This window comes from Ochrobactrum sp. CGA5 (assembly GCF_006345815.1).
In the GTDB taxonomy this organism is placed as follows: Bacteria; Pseudomonadota; Alphaproteobacteria; order Rhizobiales; family Rhizobiaceae; genus Brucella.
The window spans coordinates 1-16,027 of the sequence record NZ_VCIG01000008.1 but is presented as its reverse complement, the minus strand read 5'-3'; the positions used below and the strand labels follow the sequence as shown (position 1 = coordinate 16,027).

Here is a 16,027-nt window from a genome sequence, read left to right as displayed (position 1 = left end):
TCGTTCACCAACGAGCTACTATTGTCCAACTGCCGCACCAAGCGTGTTCCCTGCCGCACGACCAAATCTGCTAATCTGCTGATCATAGTTGCGTCGCGTGCTCTGGTCGAACACTGCGACGGGGGTGCTGACAACAATACTTGCCGCGCCTCCCACTGTCTGCGCCGTTCCCATCGCTACAGCACCAATACGATCTCCAATTCCAACCGTTGAATCGGTGATTGTCTGCCCGGCAACAAGCCGCTGTCCAATCAATTGCACGACCTCGGGACTTTCGGCAAACTTTCCATGGTTGAGCGAATCTCCCGCCTTAACGGCGCTGAGATCAATTACGGTAATACCAGCAGTTTCCAATCCGCTTCGATAAGGCTCACTTGCTGGGTCGATCTGTCCAAGCCGGTCAATGTTCCCGGAAATTCGGCGCGACAGTTTGAGTGCGCGATCATCTTTCGATGTAAAGATTGTCGTATTCGGTCGCTCTTTACCCATAGCCATCCATTGCTGGCGGAAGACGTCTACATCGAGATCGGGGGAAGCCAGTATAAGGTTTTTTATTTTAGGCGCGATACGACCGTCGCGAATTGCCATCTGCCGCAAAGCCTCGACAGTCAACCAGGACCCCATCGAATGCGCCATGACTGTAATTTCACTAACATTAGGATCAGATGCGCCCTGCTTTAATATCTGTTCGAGAGCATCACGCGAATAATTAGTACTCTCCTTGTCGTAATTGTAGTCAAAAACACTGGCACGCGACGGCCAGGTGAAAATGATGGGCGCTACATCGGTTTTGGAATCATGAATGATCTGAGCAAAGCGATAAACGGAATCTTCGTAACGATTATTGAAACCATGTACGAAAACCATGACACGTCGGCTGGGCGGTAGATGTCCCTTCAGCCAATCAAGAGCAGCGGCTCTGTTCTCAACTGACTTAACGCTCATAGTCGTGAATTCTTTTTGAGGGTCGGCTGGCAACCGTCGAGGCCATTGGATCTGCCCCGCCTTACGGTTGCTATCTGGTGGAATTGAAACGGTGATTTCTGTCAGAGACAATTGATCTCCTCGTTCACCTGAAAAAAGTTCGCCGGGAGTGGTTGTCGGTTTTCGAGTCGTAGCGACCAGCATAGCGACCTTGCTGGTTCCTTCCACGACACGCGCATCTGGTACCAGAACGCCTTCGGGCCGCCGGCGCAACCCGTTAACAGGAGACAGCAATAAACCAGACCGAGACATCCAGACTTGTTTAAAGGAAGCCTCATTTCTGGTCCATCACACCCTTGACGAAAATATCAACTGTTCGCTCAAGGAATACCTTGTCTACTCCCTTGATCCCCGGGGAGGTCCGTTCAAGAACCGCCCTACGCAACTGTGGCAGAATCGTTATGGAAAGAAAGATATCGGCCAGGAGAACAACCTCTCCTTCGCGCACGCCATTACCGCGCAATACGCGCACGACCAAGTCGATCAGCGTAGGAAGGCTATATTGATCAATATATTCCGCCAGTTGAGGGAATTGATGCAATTCCCCGACGACGGCCCGTTCGAGATGAATGATCATGGGATCGGTCGCGACTGCGAGAATCCGGAGAGACAAGGACAACAGGTCATCCCTAAGCGAGCCGACTGGAGCACTATCAAGCACAATTTCCGATACGCAGGTGTTCACAATATCAATGATGACCGCTTCGAAAAGAGCCGCCTTGCTCGGATGACGGACGTAAAGTGTCCGCTTCGAGATGCCGATCTCTCCCGCAATCGCGTCCATGCTGGTGGTCGCATAACCATTACGCAAAAAAAGCGCTTTAGCGCTGTTCATGATCCGGTGAGAAATCTCCTCCGACTCGGCAACAGTCGGTCGCCCTCCGTGATTCATCGCATTTTGTTGCGCCCACACCTTCGATTACCTTCCCGGTATAATTCTCAGATTCCGACCCACGACCTGCGAAACCCAAGAGCCTGAGCGGCATGTTGCAGCCGTTATATCAACGAACACGCGTCCGTCGTTGTAAAACAATAAACGCCACCGGACCGTTTATTTAAATTCAGGCCTTTGTCAATCCTTGACATAGCGTTGTTGCATGGAACGGATTACACGAGGATCCCAGTCTTTGATGCTAGGTGTCTGGTTGTGAGATCTCATTTGCATATAAGATGACGTTATCGACTTTTTCCATGATGTCATCCTGCTTTGTCGGCCTATAGTTCGGATTGGCCAGTTTCGATGAATGCGTCGATGTCAGCTTCCAGTTCTGCGGTGGAGCGAGCGGTGTACGCCGCGTTGCAATTGCTTACGTGTCAGCTCGCTGCCGCGCCCAGCGCACAGCCAGCCGAGCCGATCGCTGACCGGACCCCAGAGCAACTGACCGAGGCTGAAGCCGATCAGATACCCGGCATAATGTAAGCCGTCTTGGCACCGACAAGCGTAATCCATTCCCTCAAAGCCTTGGCGATAAATTCCGGGCCATAACACTTTCGTAATAACGCCAGTTTTTAGGCTGTGGCCAAGCTGCGACGCCTTTCAAATTGCGTAAGCAGGTTGGTCATAGCCGGTCTCAGGTCTCAAAGTGGTTTTGCGAAGCCACACTGCAAAGAAGACTGGCTATGATCGAGTGCAATATTACAGCGTCTACCCCTGTACTGGTAACGATTGATATATCGAAAGAGCGCCATGAGGTGCTTTTCGAAGTGCCCGATAAGAAACGCCTTTGTCGGGTCAGCATCCTCAACATTCTTGATGAGTTTGAGCGCCTGATCAATCTGCTGCGTAGTTTTCAACGTCCCGTCCGTGTCGCATTTGAAGCAACAGGCAACTATCATCGCGCATTGGTGTTTCAGCTCGGCGCAGTAGGCTTCGACATCAAGCTGACTTCATCAGTCGCACTGGCGCGGACCAGAGAGGCATTGCATAATTCCTGGAATAAGAATGATCCGAAGGATGCTCAGGCTATCTTGCATACGATGAGCTTGGCGCGGAACAATTCTATCACGATCCATTGTTGCATGGCACGAATGACATTCAGGAACTGTCGAAGACACACGACATGATATCAAGGGCGAAGACCGAACTATGGCATCTTATCCTGACACATTATCAGCTCCCTCAAGCCGATCGCTTTCATCGAAGTGGCGTGGGATGTGATTGGCTGGAAAATTGGTAAAGAGCGTTTGTTGTCAGACATTTATGCAACTTCTATACATTCGATTACTCTTCCTGTCACACCTGACCCCGGCGCCATCGCGATGTTTCGAATGGTTCTGGCTGAGGGCAGAAGCCTTATATCCCAACGCAATCTGATCGAAACGCGTGCAGTGGAGATGCTCAAAGACAACGCTGGTACAAGCTGCTGACAACTATCCCCGGTATTGGTCCGATCAATGCTTTGACGATCCTGGCAGAAGCCGGCGACTTGCGGCGTTTCAATCATCATCGTCAGTTCCTGAAGTTCGGTGGTATGGATCTGGCAACCATCCAATCAGGCATGTTTCGCGTTCAGACTGTGAATAAGCACGGAAGCTAAACCTCGCTAAAAATGGGTTCAGTACATTGAAATAACTGGAGATCTCGAATTACCCCTGCATTCGAGATCGGTTGTGCGTCCTGATACGTATCGGCGACTTTTGCCTTCGATTTCATGCTGGATTTCGTGGTGTTCCTGCCGCCTTGGCGGCGGCCTTCTGCCGCGCGAACACATGCTCGACCGCGGACCTGACCTTGGATCGTCGCCCATTGGCCTTGGACATCGCCTCTGGCATAGACCGCTCCTTCGGCTTGCGCTGGTGGATGTCCGACTTCAGGCCGTTCTTGGCCAGCCATTCCTCGTTCGACTTTGACCGATAGGCACTGTCAGCCCAGACGGTAGAGGCGGTGTTGTCCTTGGTGACGACATTGCGGAGCTGGGCGCCATCATGGGCGGCGGCGCTTGTGACCGTCCACCCCCGGATGAAGCCGCGCGCCCGGTCGATGCCGGCATGGTTCTTGTAGCCGAACATCGGAATGGCGATGTCATGCTGCCTGGTCGCGGCTGAAGATAGTGTTTCCGTCGGCTGCTTCGCCTTGGAATACTTCACCGTCCAACGCGCATCACGATCCTTCTGCGCCAGCATGGCGGGCTTGTCCTTCCATTCCGCGGGGATCTCTCCGGCCTTGATCGCGTCCTTCTCATCCTGACTGTTATGCTGACGGGGAGCCTGGATGATCGTCGCGTCGATGATCTGACCGCCCTTGGCAAGATAGCCCGATCGCGAGAGATGCTTGTCGAACCGGGCGAACAGGTTGTCGATGGCGCCGGCCCGCACCAGGCATTCCCGGAACAGCCAGATCGTCTTGGCATCCGGAACCTTGTCGGAGAGGCCAAGCCCCAGAAACCGCATGAATGAAAGGCGATCCTGGATGACGAACTCCGCCTGATCATCGGAGAGATTATACAGCGCCTGCAGAACTCCGAACGCTTCAGGGCCTTCGCAAGCGGCTTCTCGAACACCAGCCACGGAATGATGCTGTTGAGCTTTTCCAGAGGGTCGCCAACGGCGCTCAGCCGCTCGTAACGCTCATCCAAATCCCAAAAACCCGGTTGTCCCCGCATCGTCAAACCCATTGAATCACGATAATCCCAAAAGGGGGAGGTTTTTCGAGGTGTCCAACTGTAAAATCTTAATATAGACTCGGTCCCGTTTCGGCGCTTATTCACAACCACGAACTCTGAGCCGCTCACGTCAATCGTAAAGCTGCTGGCGACTGTCGTCGGCTTCATCTGCCAACCTGCTGACACTCTCGGCCGCTTCCATGCGTCGAACGAAATCCAGCTTTCGTTCTTCATGGATAATTCGTTGCCTTGTCGCCATGCTCAGTTCCCTTTCCTTATGGGAAAACTGTCCGCGACCCTTCTGTCTAAGTCCAGGGTGTACTCCAAGCGCCGGGACGCTAGCCGACCTTATATTTTTATCACTGTGCCAGCCCGACCGAAAAGGAGCGCTGCCGCATCTTCGAGCCGTCCTATCCCCGCGATGCGGCCGGGATGGGAAGCAAAAGCGCAGGCCGCTTCGACTTTGGGGCCCATTGAACCGGAAGCAAACTTATGCGTTGAGAGTTCTGCTGGCGTCGCCCTGCTGATCGGATGCTGGGCCGGCGTTCCCCAGTTACTATAGACAGCGTCCACGTCTGTGAGCATCAGGAAAGCGTCGGCATTGAGTTCTTCTGCGAGAAGCCCTGCTGCCCGGTCCTTATCAATCACCGCTTCTACGCCCTCGATTTCCTCCTGCTCGTTACGTATAATCGGAATACCGCCACCGCCCGCGCAGATGACGACAACGCCAGATTCAACCAGCAGTCGGATGACTTCGATCTGAGTGATCCGTTGCGGACGCGGCGACGGCACGACGCGCCGCCATTTTCCCTCACTCTCTTCGATGAGCGCCCAGTCATGTTCCGCCCGTACATGATCGGCATCTGCTTTGTCGTAGACGGGACCAATGGGTTTTTCCGGATGGGAAAAGGCCGGGTCGTCACTATTCACCTCAATCTGGGTCAAGAGCGTGGCGAGCCGCGTTTGCGTGGGCAAGGCATTGGTCAGTTCTTGCTCTACCAGATAGCCGATCATACCGACGCTTTCTGCCCCCAGAATATCGAGCGGATAAGCGGGGACATCCGCATAAGCGGAAGCCTGGAGTGCCAGAAGCCCGACTTGCGGACCGTTGCCATGCGCAACCACGATGTTGTGGTTACGTGCAAGCTCGGCCAGCGCTTTTGCGGCTTTCCGTACATTGGCGCGCTGGACCTCGGCGGTCATTGGCTCTCCACGTTTTAAAAGCGCATTACCTCCCAGAGCCACAACGATCCGCATGTCAACTTCCCAACGTTGCTACGAGTATTGCCTTGATAGTGTGCATGCGGTTTTCCGCCTGATCGAAAACGATAGAAGCGTTTGATTCAAAGACCGCCTCGCTCACCTCCATGCAGTCGATGCCGAATTTCTCGAATATCTTCTCTCCGATCTCCGTCTCGCGATTATGGAAGGCTGGAAGACAATGCATGAACTTCGCATGCGGATTGCCAGCCGCCGCCATGATCTCCGGCGTCACACGGTAGGGCGTGAGCAGTTCAATACGTTCTGCCCACACCGAATCCGGCTCGCCCATCGATACCCAGACATCCGTATAGATAAAATCACATCCCTTGACGGCCGCTACGGGGTCTTCGGTGAGTGTAATGCGCGCACCGGTCTGAAGCGCGATTTCCCGACAGCGATCGATCAGTTCCTGTTCTGGCCAACAGGCTTTCGGTGCGGCAAGGCGCACATCCATGCCGATCTGTGCCGCCCCTGTCAGGAGTGAATTGCCCATATTGTTGCCGGCATCGCCGAGGAAGGCGAAGGTGACTTGCGACAGGTGTTTGCGGGTATATTCGCGCATGGTAAGAAAGTCGGCGAGAATCTGGGTCGGATGAAATTCATCTGTCAGACCATTATAAACCGGCACACCCGACCATTTCGCCAGAATCTCCGCCTGTTCCTGCCCGAAGCCGCGATATTCGATAGCGTCGTAGACACGACCAAGCACGCGGGCTGTGTCTTTCATGGATTCCTTCTTACCTATCTGGGTACCGGTGGGCCCCAGATAGGTAACATGTGCACCCTGGTCATAGGCGGCGACCTCGAACCCGGTACGCGTGCGAGTGGAGTCTTTTTCAAAGATCAGCGCAATGTTCTTGCCTTTCAGCCTTTGATCTTCATAACCGCCATATTTGGCCTGTTTCAATGAGGCCGAGAGCTTTAGCAGGAACCGGATGTCATCCGGCGTGAAATCGAGCAACTTCAGGACGCTACGGCCCTTGATATTGACTGGCATTTTCGTCTCCTCAAACTGGATCGCGTATTAATGGACAGGTCATGCAGTGGCCGCCGCCTCGCCCGCGCCCGAGTTCTGCACCGGGCACGGTGATGACCTCGACGCCTGCCTTGCGCAATTGTGTATTGGTGTAGGTATTGCGGTCATAGGCAATGACCACACCCGGCTCCAGTGCAACGACATTGTTACCGTCATCCCACTGCTCGCGCTCGGCGACGTAAGCATCACCACCCGTTTCAACAACGCGCAACTTCTTCAGTCCCAGCGCTTCAGCAACGACCTCGGTAAGCTTGCGTCCTTCCGCCCTGACGTCTATTTCATCTTTTGTCTTGCCCGGACGGATCGAATAGGGCTCGATCTTTTCTGCAACATCGGCAAAGAGCGTCACGAGATCACGATCGCAAAAGCTGAACACAGTATCCAGGTGCATGGATGAACGCTCTACAGGCAGCTTGCAGGCGATCACATGCTCAGCCCCCCCCTTCTGAAACAATGCGCGCGCCAGTTGCCCCACCGCCTGCGGTGTGCTCCTCTCGCCCATGCCAACAAGAACAATACCGTTTCCAAGTGGCATGACATCCCCACCCTCCAATGTGGCAAGCCCATAATCCGTATCGGGATCACCCCACCAGACCGGGAAGCCCGCGTCGCGAAAATCCGGATGGAAACGATAGATGGCCGTGATATTGACGGTTTCCAGCTTGCGTGCATTCCAACGCATCGGGTTGAGCGTGACACCACCACCGATCCAGCAGGTTGTATCGCGAGTAAACAAATGATTAGGCAGAGGTGGCAGGACGAAATCCTCCGGTCGCAATGTTGGCGCGAAAAGCCCACGTCCCTTGATTGGCAATTCGGCTTTACTCAAGCCGCCCATCAGGATCAGCGACAAGGCATCGGCGTCAATCTCCATGAGGTGGGCTCGCAAATCGTCAGCCAGACCAACGCCTACGGTATTCTCGTTGACACGACGCTCCAGAAGCCAGCGGCGGGCCTCGGCATCCTGCATCGTCTCTGCCAGCATCTCTCGCAGAAAGACGACATCCACGCCACGATGTCGCATGGCGTCGACAAAGGTGAGATGTTCGACACGGGCCTGCTTGACCCAGATGACATCATCGAAAAGCAACTCATGACAGTTCGACGGCGTTAAGCGGGCAAGTGCCGAGCCCGGACGATGGACGAGGACACGGCGCAGTTTGCCAACTTCGGAATGAACACCATAGGTCAAGCTCATATCGTAATCTCCTTCAAGCAAGCAGAACAGCGGCGCTCAGGCACGCCATGATGATAATGGTCAGGATCAAAAGCAGCGGCCACATGAAGCGCAACCAGCGTTCATAGGGGACGCGACCAATTGCCAGTGCACCCATTACGACCGCAAAAGTCGGATTGATCAGGTTCACGAGCCCGTTTGCAGACTGATAGGCGGTGACCACAAACTGGCGGCCAACGCCGGCGAAATCTGCCACAGGTGCCATGATCGGCATGGAAAGGACCGCCAGACCGGACGAAGACGGCACGAAGAAGGACATAAGTACCTGAAGCCAGTACATCACGTTGATGAAGGCCACCTTACCCAACCCGGAGACGGAAAGCTCCGCCCAGTGCAGGATGGTATCTGTGATCTTGCCAGCGTCCATGACCACGACGATGCCGCGCGCCAGGCCAATGATCAGCGCCACGCCAAGCAGGTCGCGTGCACCGTTGACGAAACTGTCGACAAAACTTGCCTCACCAGGGCGTGTGATAAAGCCGATCAGGATGGCTGAAGCGAGGAACAACCCGCTCATTTCCCCCATCCACCAGCCGCCTTTCAACACGCCCCAGATCATGACGACAAAGGTGACACCAAAAACCGTGAGTACGATCTTGTGCAAAAGTGTAAAGTTAGCCTTTTCACCTTCATGCGCACTCAGAAAGTGCTTTTCGTTAGCCGCCTTCATGTCATAGACAAGCGATTTTGTAGGATCTTGCCGCACCCGTTCGGCATAGCGCATCACGTAGATTACGCAGGCCAGCCAGCAAAGTCCCAATATGATGCAGCGCAACACGAGGCCGTTAGTGAAAGGTACGCCCGCAGCATCCGAGGCAATGACCGTAGCGAATGCATTGACTGTCGAACCAAGAACGCCGACGCCTGCACCAAGCAAAATGACAGCGACCGCAGTTACTGCATCGAAACGCGCCGCTATCATGATTGGAAGCAAAAGCATATAGAAGGCAAGCGTTTCCTCTGCCATGCCATAGGTTGTACCGCCGAAGGCGAACAGTGCCATAAGCACAGGGATTAGCCATTTCTCTCGCCCCTTGAGCGCAACCATGGCGCTGCCAATGCCAGCATCAATCGCGCCAGTGGAGGTGACGACACCAATAAAACCACCAATAATGAGAACGAACACCGCCACATCAATGGCGTTGGCCTGATTGGTCGAAGGATTATAAAGCCCTCCGATCGGTGCCATGAATATATCTGTAATACCTTGCGGATTGGATTCAGCGACCTTGTAAGTCCCAGCAATAGGAACTTCCTTGTTCAAAGCCGCATTCATGGTTCGCTCGTACTGGCCAGCTGGAATGATCCAGGTCAGCGCCGCGACAATGACAATGAGGCCAAAAAGAATGGTGAATGCGGTAGGAAAACGAAATCGTTTTCCATCGCCGTCTTGTGCGATGTCACTCATGCATTAATCCCGCTCTCTTTCAATGCAACCGACCTGAGTTTATGGGTTGCAAGATAAGCCGCATTGATTTCAATCAAGAAGCATCAAGTATAGAAAAATAGTAAGCGGGTAGGCTATCCCACGTATCTTTCGTCGGTGAGATGGGCGATTTTCTGCATGAATCATGCGGAGAATCCTATGAGCGACGGTGTGAATCAGACCCGGACATTCGAGGTTTTGACGGCGGAGCCTGTGCGAAGCCGACGGCGGCCGCGAGACTGGTCGGATGACGAGAAGGCGCGGATTGTGGCTGCGTCGTTGCAGCCCGGGGCCAACGTCTCGGCGGTTGCACGGTCTGAAGGTCTGGATCCCTCGCAGCTTTATGGATGGCGTCGTAAGGCGCTTGCGTCTGGTGTTGTTTCACCAGTAACAGCGGGACCGGCCAGTCCGGCCAGATTTGCACGTGTTGAAACGACGTGTAGCGCTTCGATCGATATTGTTGTCGCCGACATGGTAGTTCGCGTCGGTTCAGCCTTCGATCCGGATCACCTGGTGAAGGTTCTGAGGGCGGCTCGCAAGGCATGATTTCCAGCGGTGTGGTGGTTTATGTGTCCTGTCAGCCCGTCGACTTCCGCAAGGGAGCCGCTTCCCTGATGGCAGTTGTCCGTGATGGCGGTCTCGACCCGTTCAATGGTGCGCTTTATGTCTTCCGGTCAAAACGTGCCGACCGGGTCCGGATTGTGTGGTGGGATGGCAGTGGCGTTTGCCTTTATTCGAAAACGCTTGAGGACCGTGGCTTTTGCTGGCCGGGCCTGTCAGTTGCGAGGATACGTCTGGATCATTCCCAGCTCATGGCTTTGTTGGCTGGAATGGACTGGAAAAAGATCCGCCCGAACAGGACAAGACGCCCTTTGCTGACAGGATGACAACGCCTGCGGCAAGATGATTCATGATGCTGTAATGGTTGGGAAAACGGCCGCTTTTATGCTCTACTCAGCCTCATGGATTTACCGCTTCACGATCTGCCGGATGACGTTGACGCACTGAAAGCTATGGTGCTCGCAATGGCACGTGAGCAGGCTGAAAAGGAAGCCCGGTTGAAGGCTGCTGAAGCTGAGATTGCCCGGCTGGAGGCAGTGGAGAAGAGCGCCAACGAACGGATTGCCAACCTGACATCCATCATGAAGGTTTTGCAGCGCGCCCAGCACGGCCGGCGCTCCGAACGATTACACCTTGGTGTTAGCGATGAACAGGTATCGTTTGCTTTCGAGGAAGTGGAAACCGGTCTCTCGGCGATCCAGAGCGAACTTGACGATGCGGCCAGGGGCAAGCCGAAACGGGCATCACGTCCGCGCAAGGGCTTTGCCGCTCATCTCGAACGCATTGAGGAAGTCATCGAACCGGAGATTCCGGCTCGTTGCGAGGGTCTGGAAAAGGTCCTGATCGGCGAGGATCGCTCGGAACGCCTGGACGTCGTGCCCCCGAAGTTCCGGGTTGTCGTGACACGCCGCCCCAAATATGCATTCCGGAACCATGATGGTGTGGTTCAGGCGCTCGCGCCTGCACATATTATCGAGAGCGGTTTGCCGACAGAGCGCCTGCTCGCCTATATAGCCGTTTCCAAGTATGCCGATGGCCTTCCACTTTACCGTCAGGAGGCAATCTATTTGCGCGATGGCGTCGAGATCAGCCGGAGTTTGATGGCGCAATGGATGGGGCATCTGGGCTTCGAGCTTCAGATATGCGCCGATTATATCCTGGAGCGGGTCAAGGAAGGTGAAAGGGTCTTCGCCGATGAGACGACCTTGCCCACTCTGGCTCCCGGTTCGGGAAAAGCCACCAAGGCATGGCTTTGGGCCTATGCACGCGATGATCGTCCCTATGGTGGGAGCAGTCCACCAATGGTGGCCTATCGTTTTGAAGACAGTCGGGGCGCAGAATGCGTGGCGCGGCATCTTGCCGGGTTCAACGGAATCCTGCAGGTGGACGGATATGGCGCCTATACGAGCATGATCAAGGCGCAAGCCAAGGCTGGGCGCAATGAACAGATACAGCTCGCAGGCTGCTGGGCACATCTGCGCCGCAAATTTTACGATCTGCACGTCAGCGGGATCTCGCAGGCTGCAACAGATACGGTCACCGCCATGACCAAATTGTGGAAGATCGAGGATGAGGTTCGCGGCAAGAATGCCGACATCCGCGCCGCGTTCCGTCAGGAACAGTCTGAAACCATTGTCGCCCGCCTCTTCGACCGGTGGGAAAAGGAACTGGGTAAAGTCTCGGGCAAGTCCAAAACCGCCGAGGCGATCCGCTACGCGTTCACCCGGCGCGAGGCCCTGGAGCGCTTCCTCACCGATGGCCGGGTCGAAATCGATAGCAACATTGTCGAGCGTGCGATCAGACCACAGACAATCACGAGGAAAAACAGCCTGTTTGCCGGAAGCGAAGGCGGCGGACGGACCTGGGCTACACTGGCCACGCTTCTCCAGACATGCAAAATGAACAGCGTCGATCCGCTTGACTGGCTATCCCAAACACTAAGCCGCATTGCTCAAGGCTGGCCTGTAACTGAAATCGAAGCCCTTATGCCTTGGAACGTCAAGTCTAACGCCATCGGCTGACCGCTTACGAAAAATATCACTCGGTGGAGTGCTCCCCGTTTCGCCGGACAAGTCGGCTAGTTTGATTTAGCCCTGATGAACTGCCGAGGGGAAGCCATCTTGAGCGCGGAATGTGGATGGATTTCATTATAGTCCTCGATCCATCCGTCGATGAACTGGAGCGCTGTTTCTGCGTCCGGTAGTGCTGCGATGCGAATATAATCCCGCTTCAGGGTTTTGACGAAGGCCTCCGACATGCCGTTCGACTGCGGGCTGGCGACCGGCGTGAAGCAGGGTGTCAGATTGAGTGCTTGCGCAAACAGCCTCGTGTCCCTCGCGGTGTAAGCAGAGCCGTTGTCCGAGAGATGCTCGATTGCATGTGGGGCTCGGGTTGCTGCGAACCGCTTCTCGACTGCCTCCAGCATCATGTCGCGCACGTCCGAGCCGGAGATGCCCGCGTTGACGACTGCCGTCCAGGCGATGATCTCCCGGTCGAAAGCGTCGATGATGAAGGCGAGACGGATGACCTCGCCGTTCCAGCAAGTGAACTCCAGCCCATCCGAGCACCAGCGCAAGTTCGAGCGCATGACCATGACCTTGCCGTCATGGATGCGGCCCTTGCGAACGGCCGTATGCTTCTCCAGCAACATGGCGTGGTTGCCCATGATGCGGTGAACCCGTTTTGCGTTGACGACAGGCTTATCGGCGGCTCGCCTTTCGCGATTGAGGAGCGCGGCGATCCGCCGATAGCCATAGGTTGGCCTTTGATCTACCAGCCTGCGAATGATGGGCAAAAGCTCTGCATCCTCGGCCTTGTGATAGGAGCCGCGCGGCTTCGATCTGCCTTTCAGCCGCTCGATGAGGTTGGAACGGGATACGCCCAGCGTATCTGCGACGGCCTTCATCGCGAACCGTCCTTCGGCAACAAGATCGGCCGCGATATCCGTTTATGGAATGGCCCCCCCCCTATCCCCAGCGTCTGTTATGATGCTGTGGTGCGAAAAAAGAAAGGAACGGGCCTATGAGCATCATGATCCTTGGAATTGATCTGGGCAAGAACTCTTGCAGCGTCGTTGGTGTCGACGCTACCGGTGCAATAGTTACACGTCGAACGATGCGTCGCCAGACACTGATTGATTACGTAACGAAACTCCCCGCCTGCATAGTTGCTATGGAAGCTTGCTGCGGAGCTCATCATCTGGGCCGCTTGTTTAAGGGACGAGGTCACGAGGTCCGGCTGATGTCGCCGGAATATGTTCGCCCGTATATCAAAGTCCAGAAGAATGATGATCGGGATGCTGAGGGTATTGCCGAAGCTGCATCTCGACCGACGATGCGTTTCGTCGATCTGAAGAGCCAGGAGCAACTGGACATCCAGACACTGCATCGGGTGCGTTCTCGCCTTGTGGCAGAGCGAACAAACCTCATCAATCAGCTTCGCGCAATTCTGCTGGAACGCGGGGTGATCTTTCCTGCCGGACGGCGGAAACTGGAACTCGGCGTGGACAGCATGCTAGCCGAAGATGTGAAGTTATTATCGTTGCGAGTACAACAACTGGTTCGTGAATTACGCGCCGAGTGGCAAGAGCTCGACACAAAGATCGGAGCATTGAATACTGAGCTTATCCAGTTGGCACGCAATGATGCGGCCACGCGTAGACTGACGACTATCCCCGGTATAGGCGTACTCAATGCCACGGCTTTGGTCGCCGCTGTAGGTAATGCAAGCAGCTTTGCCAAAGCGCGCGATCTGGGTGCCTGGCTCGGACTGGTACCTCGACAGTACAGCACCGGCGGTAAACCCCGACTGCTTGGGATATCGAAACGTGGCAATACCTATTTACGCACTTTGCTCATCCATGGCGCTCGAGCGTCACTGCCATCGCTCTCAAAGAGTGATACGCCAACGGGCCGTTGGCTCAAGGCAATGATGGAGCGTGGTGTTCACCGCAACGTCATGGTTGTAGCGCTAGCAAACAAATTGGCGCGGATAGCATGGGCCGTTTTGCGTAAGGAAACAGGCTTTGATCGCAGTTGCCCTGCGGTAGCGTAATCAGACCGGCTAGGCAATGAGAACGCGTAGCCTATGAGGTTTGCAGGAAGGATCGTGAAGATGGCCTGACAGTCGAACGGCGTTTGGAAAGCCCGGTCAAAAAAATGGCATTAACTGCCGATCCGTTTATGGGGCTCTGAACGTGCGGATGTCCATCTTGGCCATGGGGGTGCTCATGAGACCGTATACGTTGACGCAGACTGATCAGAACATCGTAAAAATCCTATTGCAAACGGGGCGGGCCATACGTTTTTTGAGTCTGCTTTGGACAAGGCTTCCCGAAGGATTTCGACCTCCATCGTCTTGCGGCCGAGCATGCGCTCCAGCTCGCGGACGCGATCTTCCAGCTTCTTCACTTCCGAAGTGCCGACCACCGGCTCGTCAGAATCCACAGCTGCAGCACCTCCCTCGCTCAAGAGCCTGCGCCACCGATAAAGTAAATTGGGCGCGACGCCATGGCGGCGAGCGGTGGACGATACCGTCTCGCCTGGTTCGAAGCTCTGCTCAATGATCGTCAGCTTTTGCTCGGTTGTCCACCGCCTGCGGCGAACATCACCCGTCAGCAATTCAACGTGTCGATACTCGTTAGACATAAGCCTATACCCAAGCCTGTGCTTGAGCCTTTCTGCTTATGCCGACTGTCCGGTCGAAATGGGGGGCAGTTCACTCGGATAGTTCTGGTTCCAGATGCTGTCGAAGTCTTGTGTGAGGTGTTCGCCGAAGCGAAAAACCGGAGCCTGCCTCGAAAGTTATACCCCATCACATCAAAACCCGATATACTTCACCAGTCTGATCTTCTCATCTCTACCCCAAATGGATAGTGGGGTTTCGCACGATGTTAGTGATTAGATTTATGGAGCCATCCACTTTGAGAATAAGACACAATATTAACTCTTCAGGTCATCGAAATGAGTTCTGAAAAAACGAATGTTATAAGCCTTGACGCGTCGACTGTGGTCAGGAAAACACTATTCAATGAACTCTTTGGAGCGATCGCATTCTCGCAATGCAATCGTGTTGATAAAACCATTCCCCAGAACGTTACCATAGCTCGAGAGGGTGACAAAATCGGTCGGATTTACATGGTGAATGAGGGCTTATTAAGAGCTTTCAGAGTCTTGCCCGACGGTCGACGGCAGATAACACACTTCATATTCCCAAGAGAACTAATAGGGATTATCGACGATGAACACTATTCATCGACAATTGAAACCATCGTAACAAGCAATATTACCTCCCTATCTAAAATTAAATTCCAGGAGTGTATCGTTAGAGATGAAAGAATTAAGCAATATTCTCACGCCGAGACAAAGGATTCGTTAAGGAAGGCGAACTTTATTCAACTCATACTGGGTCGGCTGGCACCAGTCGAAAAATTATCATGCTTTATCATTCTTCTCGCTCAACGGTCCCCCAACAGAGGCTTCGTTCATATTCCTATGCCAAGACAGGATATCGCCGACTTCTTAGGTTTGACTGTTGAAACCGTGAGTAGAAGTTTCACGAGACTGCGCAATCTTGGCCTCATCACCTCGCGGGATCATAGCTGCATAGAGATACCCTCGCTATCTGCGCTACATCAGGTGGCAGGTGTGAATTTGTCTTGATCAGATAGTTTGGTTTGAAAACTTGGAAAAAGCTATTGCCTTTCAGGATTCCCAATGGGTTTGAAGTATAAACAGAATGTATCTTTTAATGAGATGTCAAGGCAGATAAATTGTTGGCCTGACCCCATAGGGTGGTCCGGTTTCAATCTTAGTTCATGTTCGGCCTTGGGGCTATTGCCTGGGCAGATGACGGTGCTGCTCCGCTTGCTGGCGCAGGCCAGATGATGGCCTCGGGTGCCGGTGGCTTGTATCCAAGCG

At 54.3% G+C, this 16,027-nt stretch carries 12 protein-coding genes and 4 pseudogenes; 6 read left to right on the top strand and 10 right to left on the bottom strand.

Annotation, left to right across the window (positions count from 1 at the left end; all coding sequences use genetic code 11):
- Positions 1 to 18 precede the first annotated feature (18 nt).
- Together FJQ48_RS09335 and FJQ48_RS09330 are read right to left on the bottom strand one after the other, a co-directional pair.
- Positions 19 to 1,236 carry an alpha/beta hydrolase gene (locus FJQ48_RS09335; protein ID WP_100649051.1) on the bottom strand — a complete coding sequence of 406 codons (1,218 nt, stop codon included), beginning with the start codon at positions 1,234 to 1,236 and terminating at the stop codon, positions 19 to 21.
- A 22-nt stretch (positions 1,237 to 1,258) separates the two neighbouring features.
- Positions 1,259 to 1,897, bottom strand: coding sequence for a TetR/AcrR family transcriptional regulator (locus FJQ48_RS09330; protein WP_139974901.1), 639 nt, complete (start codon positions 1,895 to 1,897; stop codon positions 1,259 to 1,261).
- Positions 1,898 to 2,604: 707 nt separating this feature from the next.
- Here FJQ48_RS09330 and FJQ48_RS09325 point away from each other — a divergent pair.
- Positions 2,605 to 3,515 (top strand): annotated as a pseudogene (locus tag FJQ48_RS09325) (transposase); the annotation flags it as partial.
- A 160-nt stretch (positions 3,516 to 3,675) separates the two neighbouring features.
- Here FJQ48_RS09325 and FJQ48_RS09320 read toward each other — a convergent pair.
- The 6 genes and pseudogenes from FJQ48_RS09320 to FJQ48_RS09300 all read right to left on the bottom strand — a co-directional run.
- Positions 3,676 to 4,586 (bottom strand): annotated as a pseudogene (locus tag FJQ48_RS09320) (IS5 family transposase); the annotation flags it as partial.
- A 130-nt stretch (positions 4,587 to 4,716) separates the two neighbouring features.
- On the bottom strand, positions 4,717 to 4,845 hold the full coding sequence (locus tag FJQ48_RS22845) for a hypothetical protein (protein WP_282183541.1): 129 nt from the start codon (positions 4,843 to 4,845) through the stop codon (positions 4,717 to 4,719).
- A gap of 89 nt (positions 4,846 to 4,934) precedes the next feature.
- The gene (arcC, locus tag FJQ48_RS09315; protein ID WP_011983034.1) at positions 4,935 to 5,843 is read right to left on the bottom strand and encodes a carbamate kinase; all 909 of its coding nucleotides are present in this window, start codon (positions 5,841 to 5,843) and stop codon (positions 4,935 to 4,937) included.
- Position 5,844: 1 nt separating this feature from the next.
- Entirely contained in the window at positions 5,845 to 6,846 is a 1,002-nt protein-coding gene (argF, locus tag FJQ48_RS09310; protein WP_011983033.1) for an ornithine carbamoyltransferase, read from the bottom strand.
- 10 nt (positions 6,847 to 6,856) lie between these two features.
- On the bottom strand, positions 6,857 to 8,083 hold the full coding sequence (arcA, locus tag FJQ48_RS09305; protein WP_094513852.1) for an arginine deiminase: 1,227 nt from the start codon (positions 8,081 to 8,083) through the stop codon (positions 6,857 to 6,859).
- A gap of 13 nt (positions 8,084 to 8,096) precedes the next feature.
- Positions 8,097 to 9,530: a YfcC family protein gene (locus tag FJQ48_RS09300; protein WP_011983031.1), complete on the bottom strand. Its 1,434-nt coding sequence runs from the start codon at positions 9,528 to 9,530 to the stop codon at positions 8,097 to 8,099.
- A 177-nt stretch (positions 9,531 to 9,707) separates the two neighbouring features.
- Between FJQ48_RS09300 and FJQ48_RS09295 the strand changes: the two genes are divergently transcribed.
- The 3 genes from FJQ48_RS09295 to FJQ48_RS09285 all read left to right on the top strand — a co-directional run bounded on the left by FJQ48_RS09295 (position 9,708) and on the right by FJQ48_RS09285 (position 12,130).
- Positions 9,708 to 10,094: a transposase gene (locus FJQ48_RS09295; RefSeq protein WP_100649049.1), complete on the top strand. Its 387-nt coding sequence runs from the start codon at positions 9,708 to 9,710 to the stop codon at positions 10,092 to 10,094.
- Positions 10,091 to 10,435 carry an IS66 family insertion sequence element accessory protein TnpB gene (gene tnpB / locus FJQ48_RS09290; protein ID WP_100649048.1) on the top strand — a complete coding sequence of 115 codons (345 nt, stop codon included), beginning with the start codon at positions 10,091 to 10,093 and terminating at the stop codon, positions 10,433 to 10,435. The genes FJQ48_RS09295 and tnpB overlap by 4 nt, the downstream gene beginning before the upstream one ends.
- Positions 10,436 to 10,510: 75 nt before the next feature.
- Complete coding sequence (locus FJQ48_RS09285; RefSeq protein WP_100649047.1) at positions 10,511 to 12,130, top strand: IS66 family transposase; 1,620 nt, start codon at positions 10,511 to 10,513, stop codon at positions 12,128 to 12,130.
- 56 nt (positions 12,131 to 12,186) lie between these two features.
- Here FJQ48_RS09285 and FJQ48_RS09280 read toward each other — a convergent pair.
- Positions 12,187 to 13,056, bottom strand: a pseudogene (locus tag FJQ48_RS09280) (IS3 family transposase); the annotation flags it as partial.
- Positions 13,057 to 13,130: 74 nt separating this feature from the next.
- Here FJQ48_RS09280 and FJQ48_RS09275 point away from each other — a divergent pair.
- The gene (locus tag FJQ48_RS09275; protein ID WP_100649046.1) at positions 13,131 to 14,162 is read left to right on the top strand and encodes an IS110 family transposase; all 1,032 of its coding nucleotides are present in this window, start codon (positions 13,131 to 13,133) and stop codon (positions 14,160 to 14,162) included.
- A gap of 251 nt (positions 14,163 to 14,413) precedes the next feature.
- Here FJQ48_RS09275 and FJQ48_RS09270 read toward each other — a convergent pair.
- Positions 14,414 to 14,755: pseudogene (locus tag FJQ48_RS09270) on the bottom strand (transposase); the annotation flags it as partial.
- 315 nt (positions 14,756 to 15,070) lie between these two features.
- Between FJQ48_RS09270 and FJQ48_RS09265 the strand changes: the two are divergent.
- The gene (locus FJQ48_RS09265; RefSeq protein WP_100650330.1) at positions 15,071 to 15,769 is read left to right on the top strand and encodes a helix-turn-helix domain-containing protein; all 699 of its coding nucleotides are present in this window, start codon (positions 15,071 to 15,073) and stop codon (positions 15,767 to 15,769) included.
- Positions 15,770 to 16,027 lie beyond the last annotated feature (258 nt).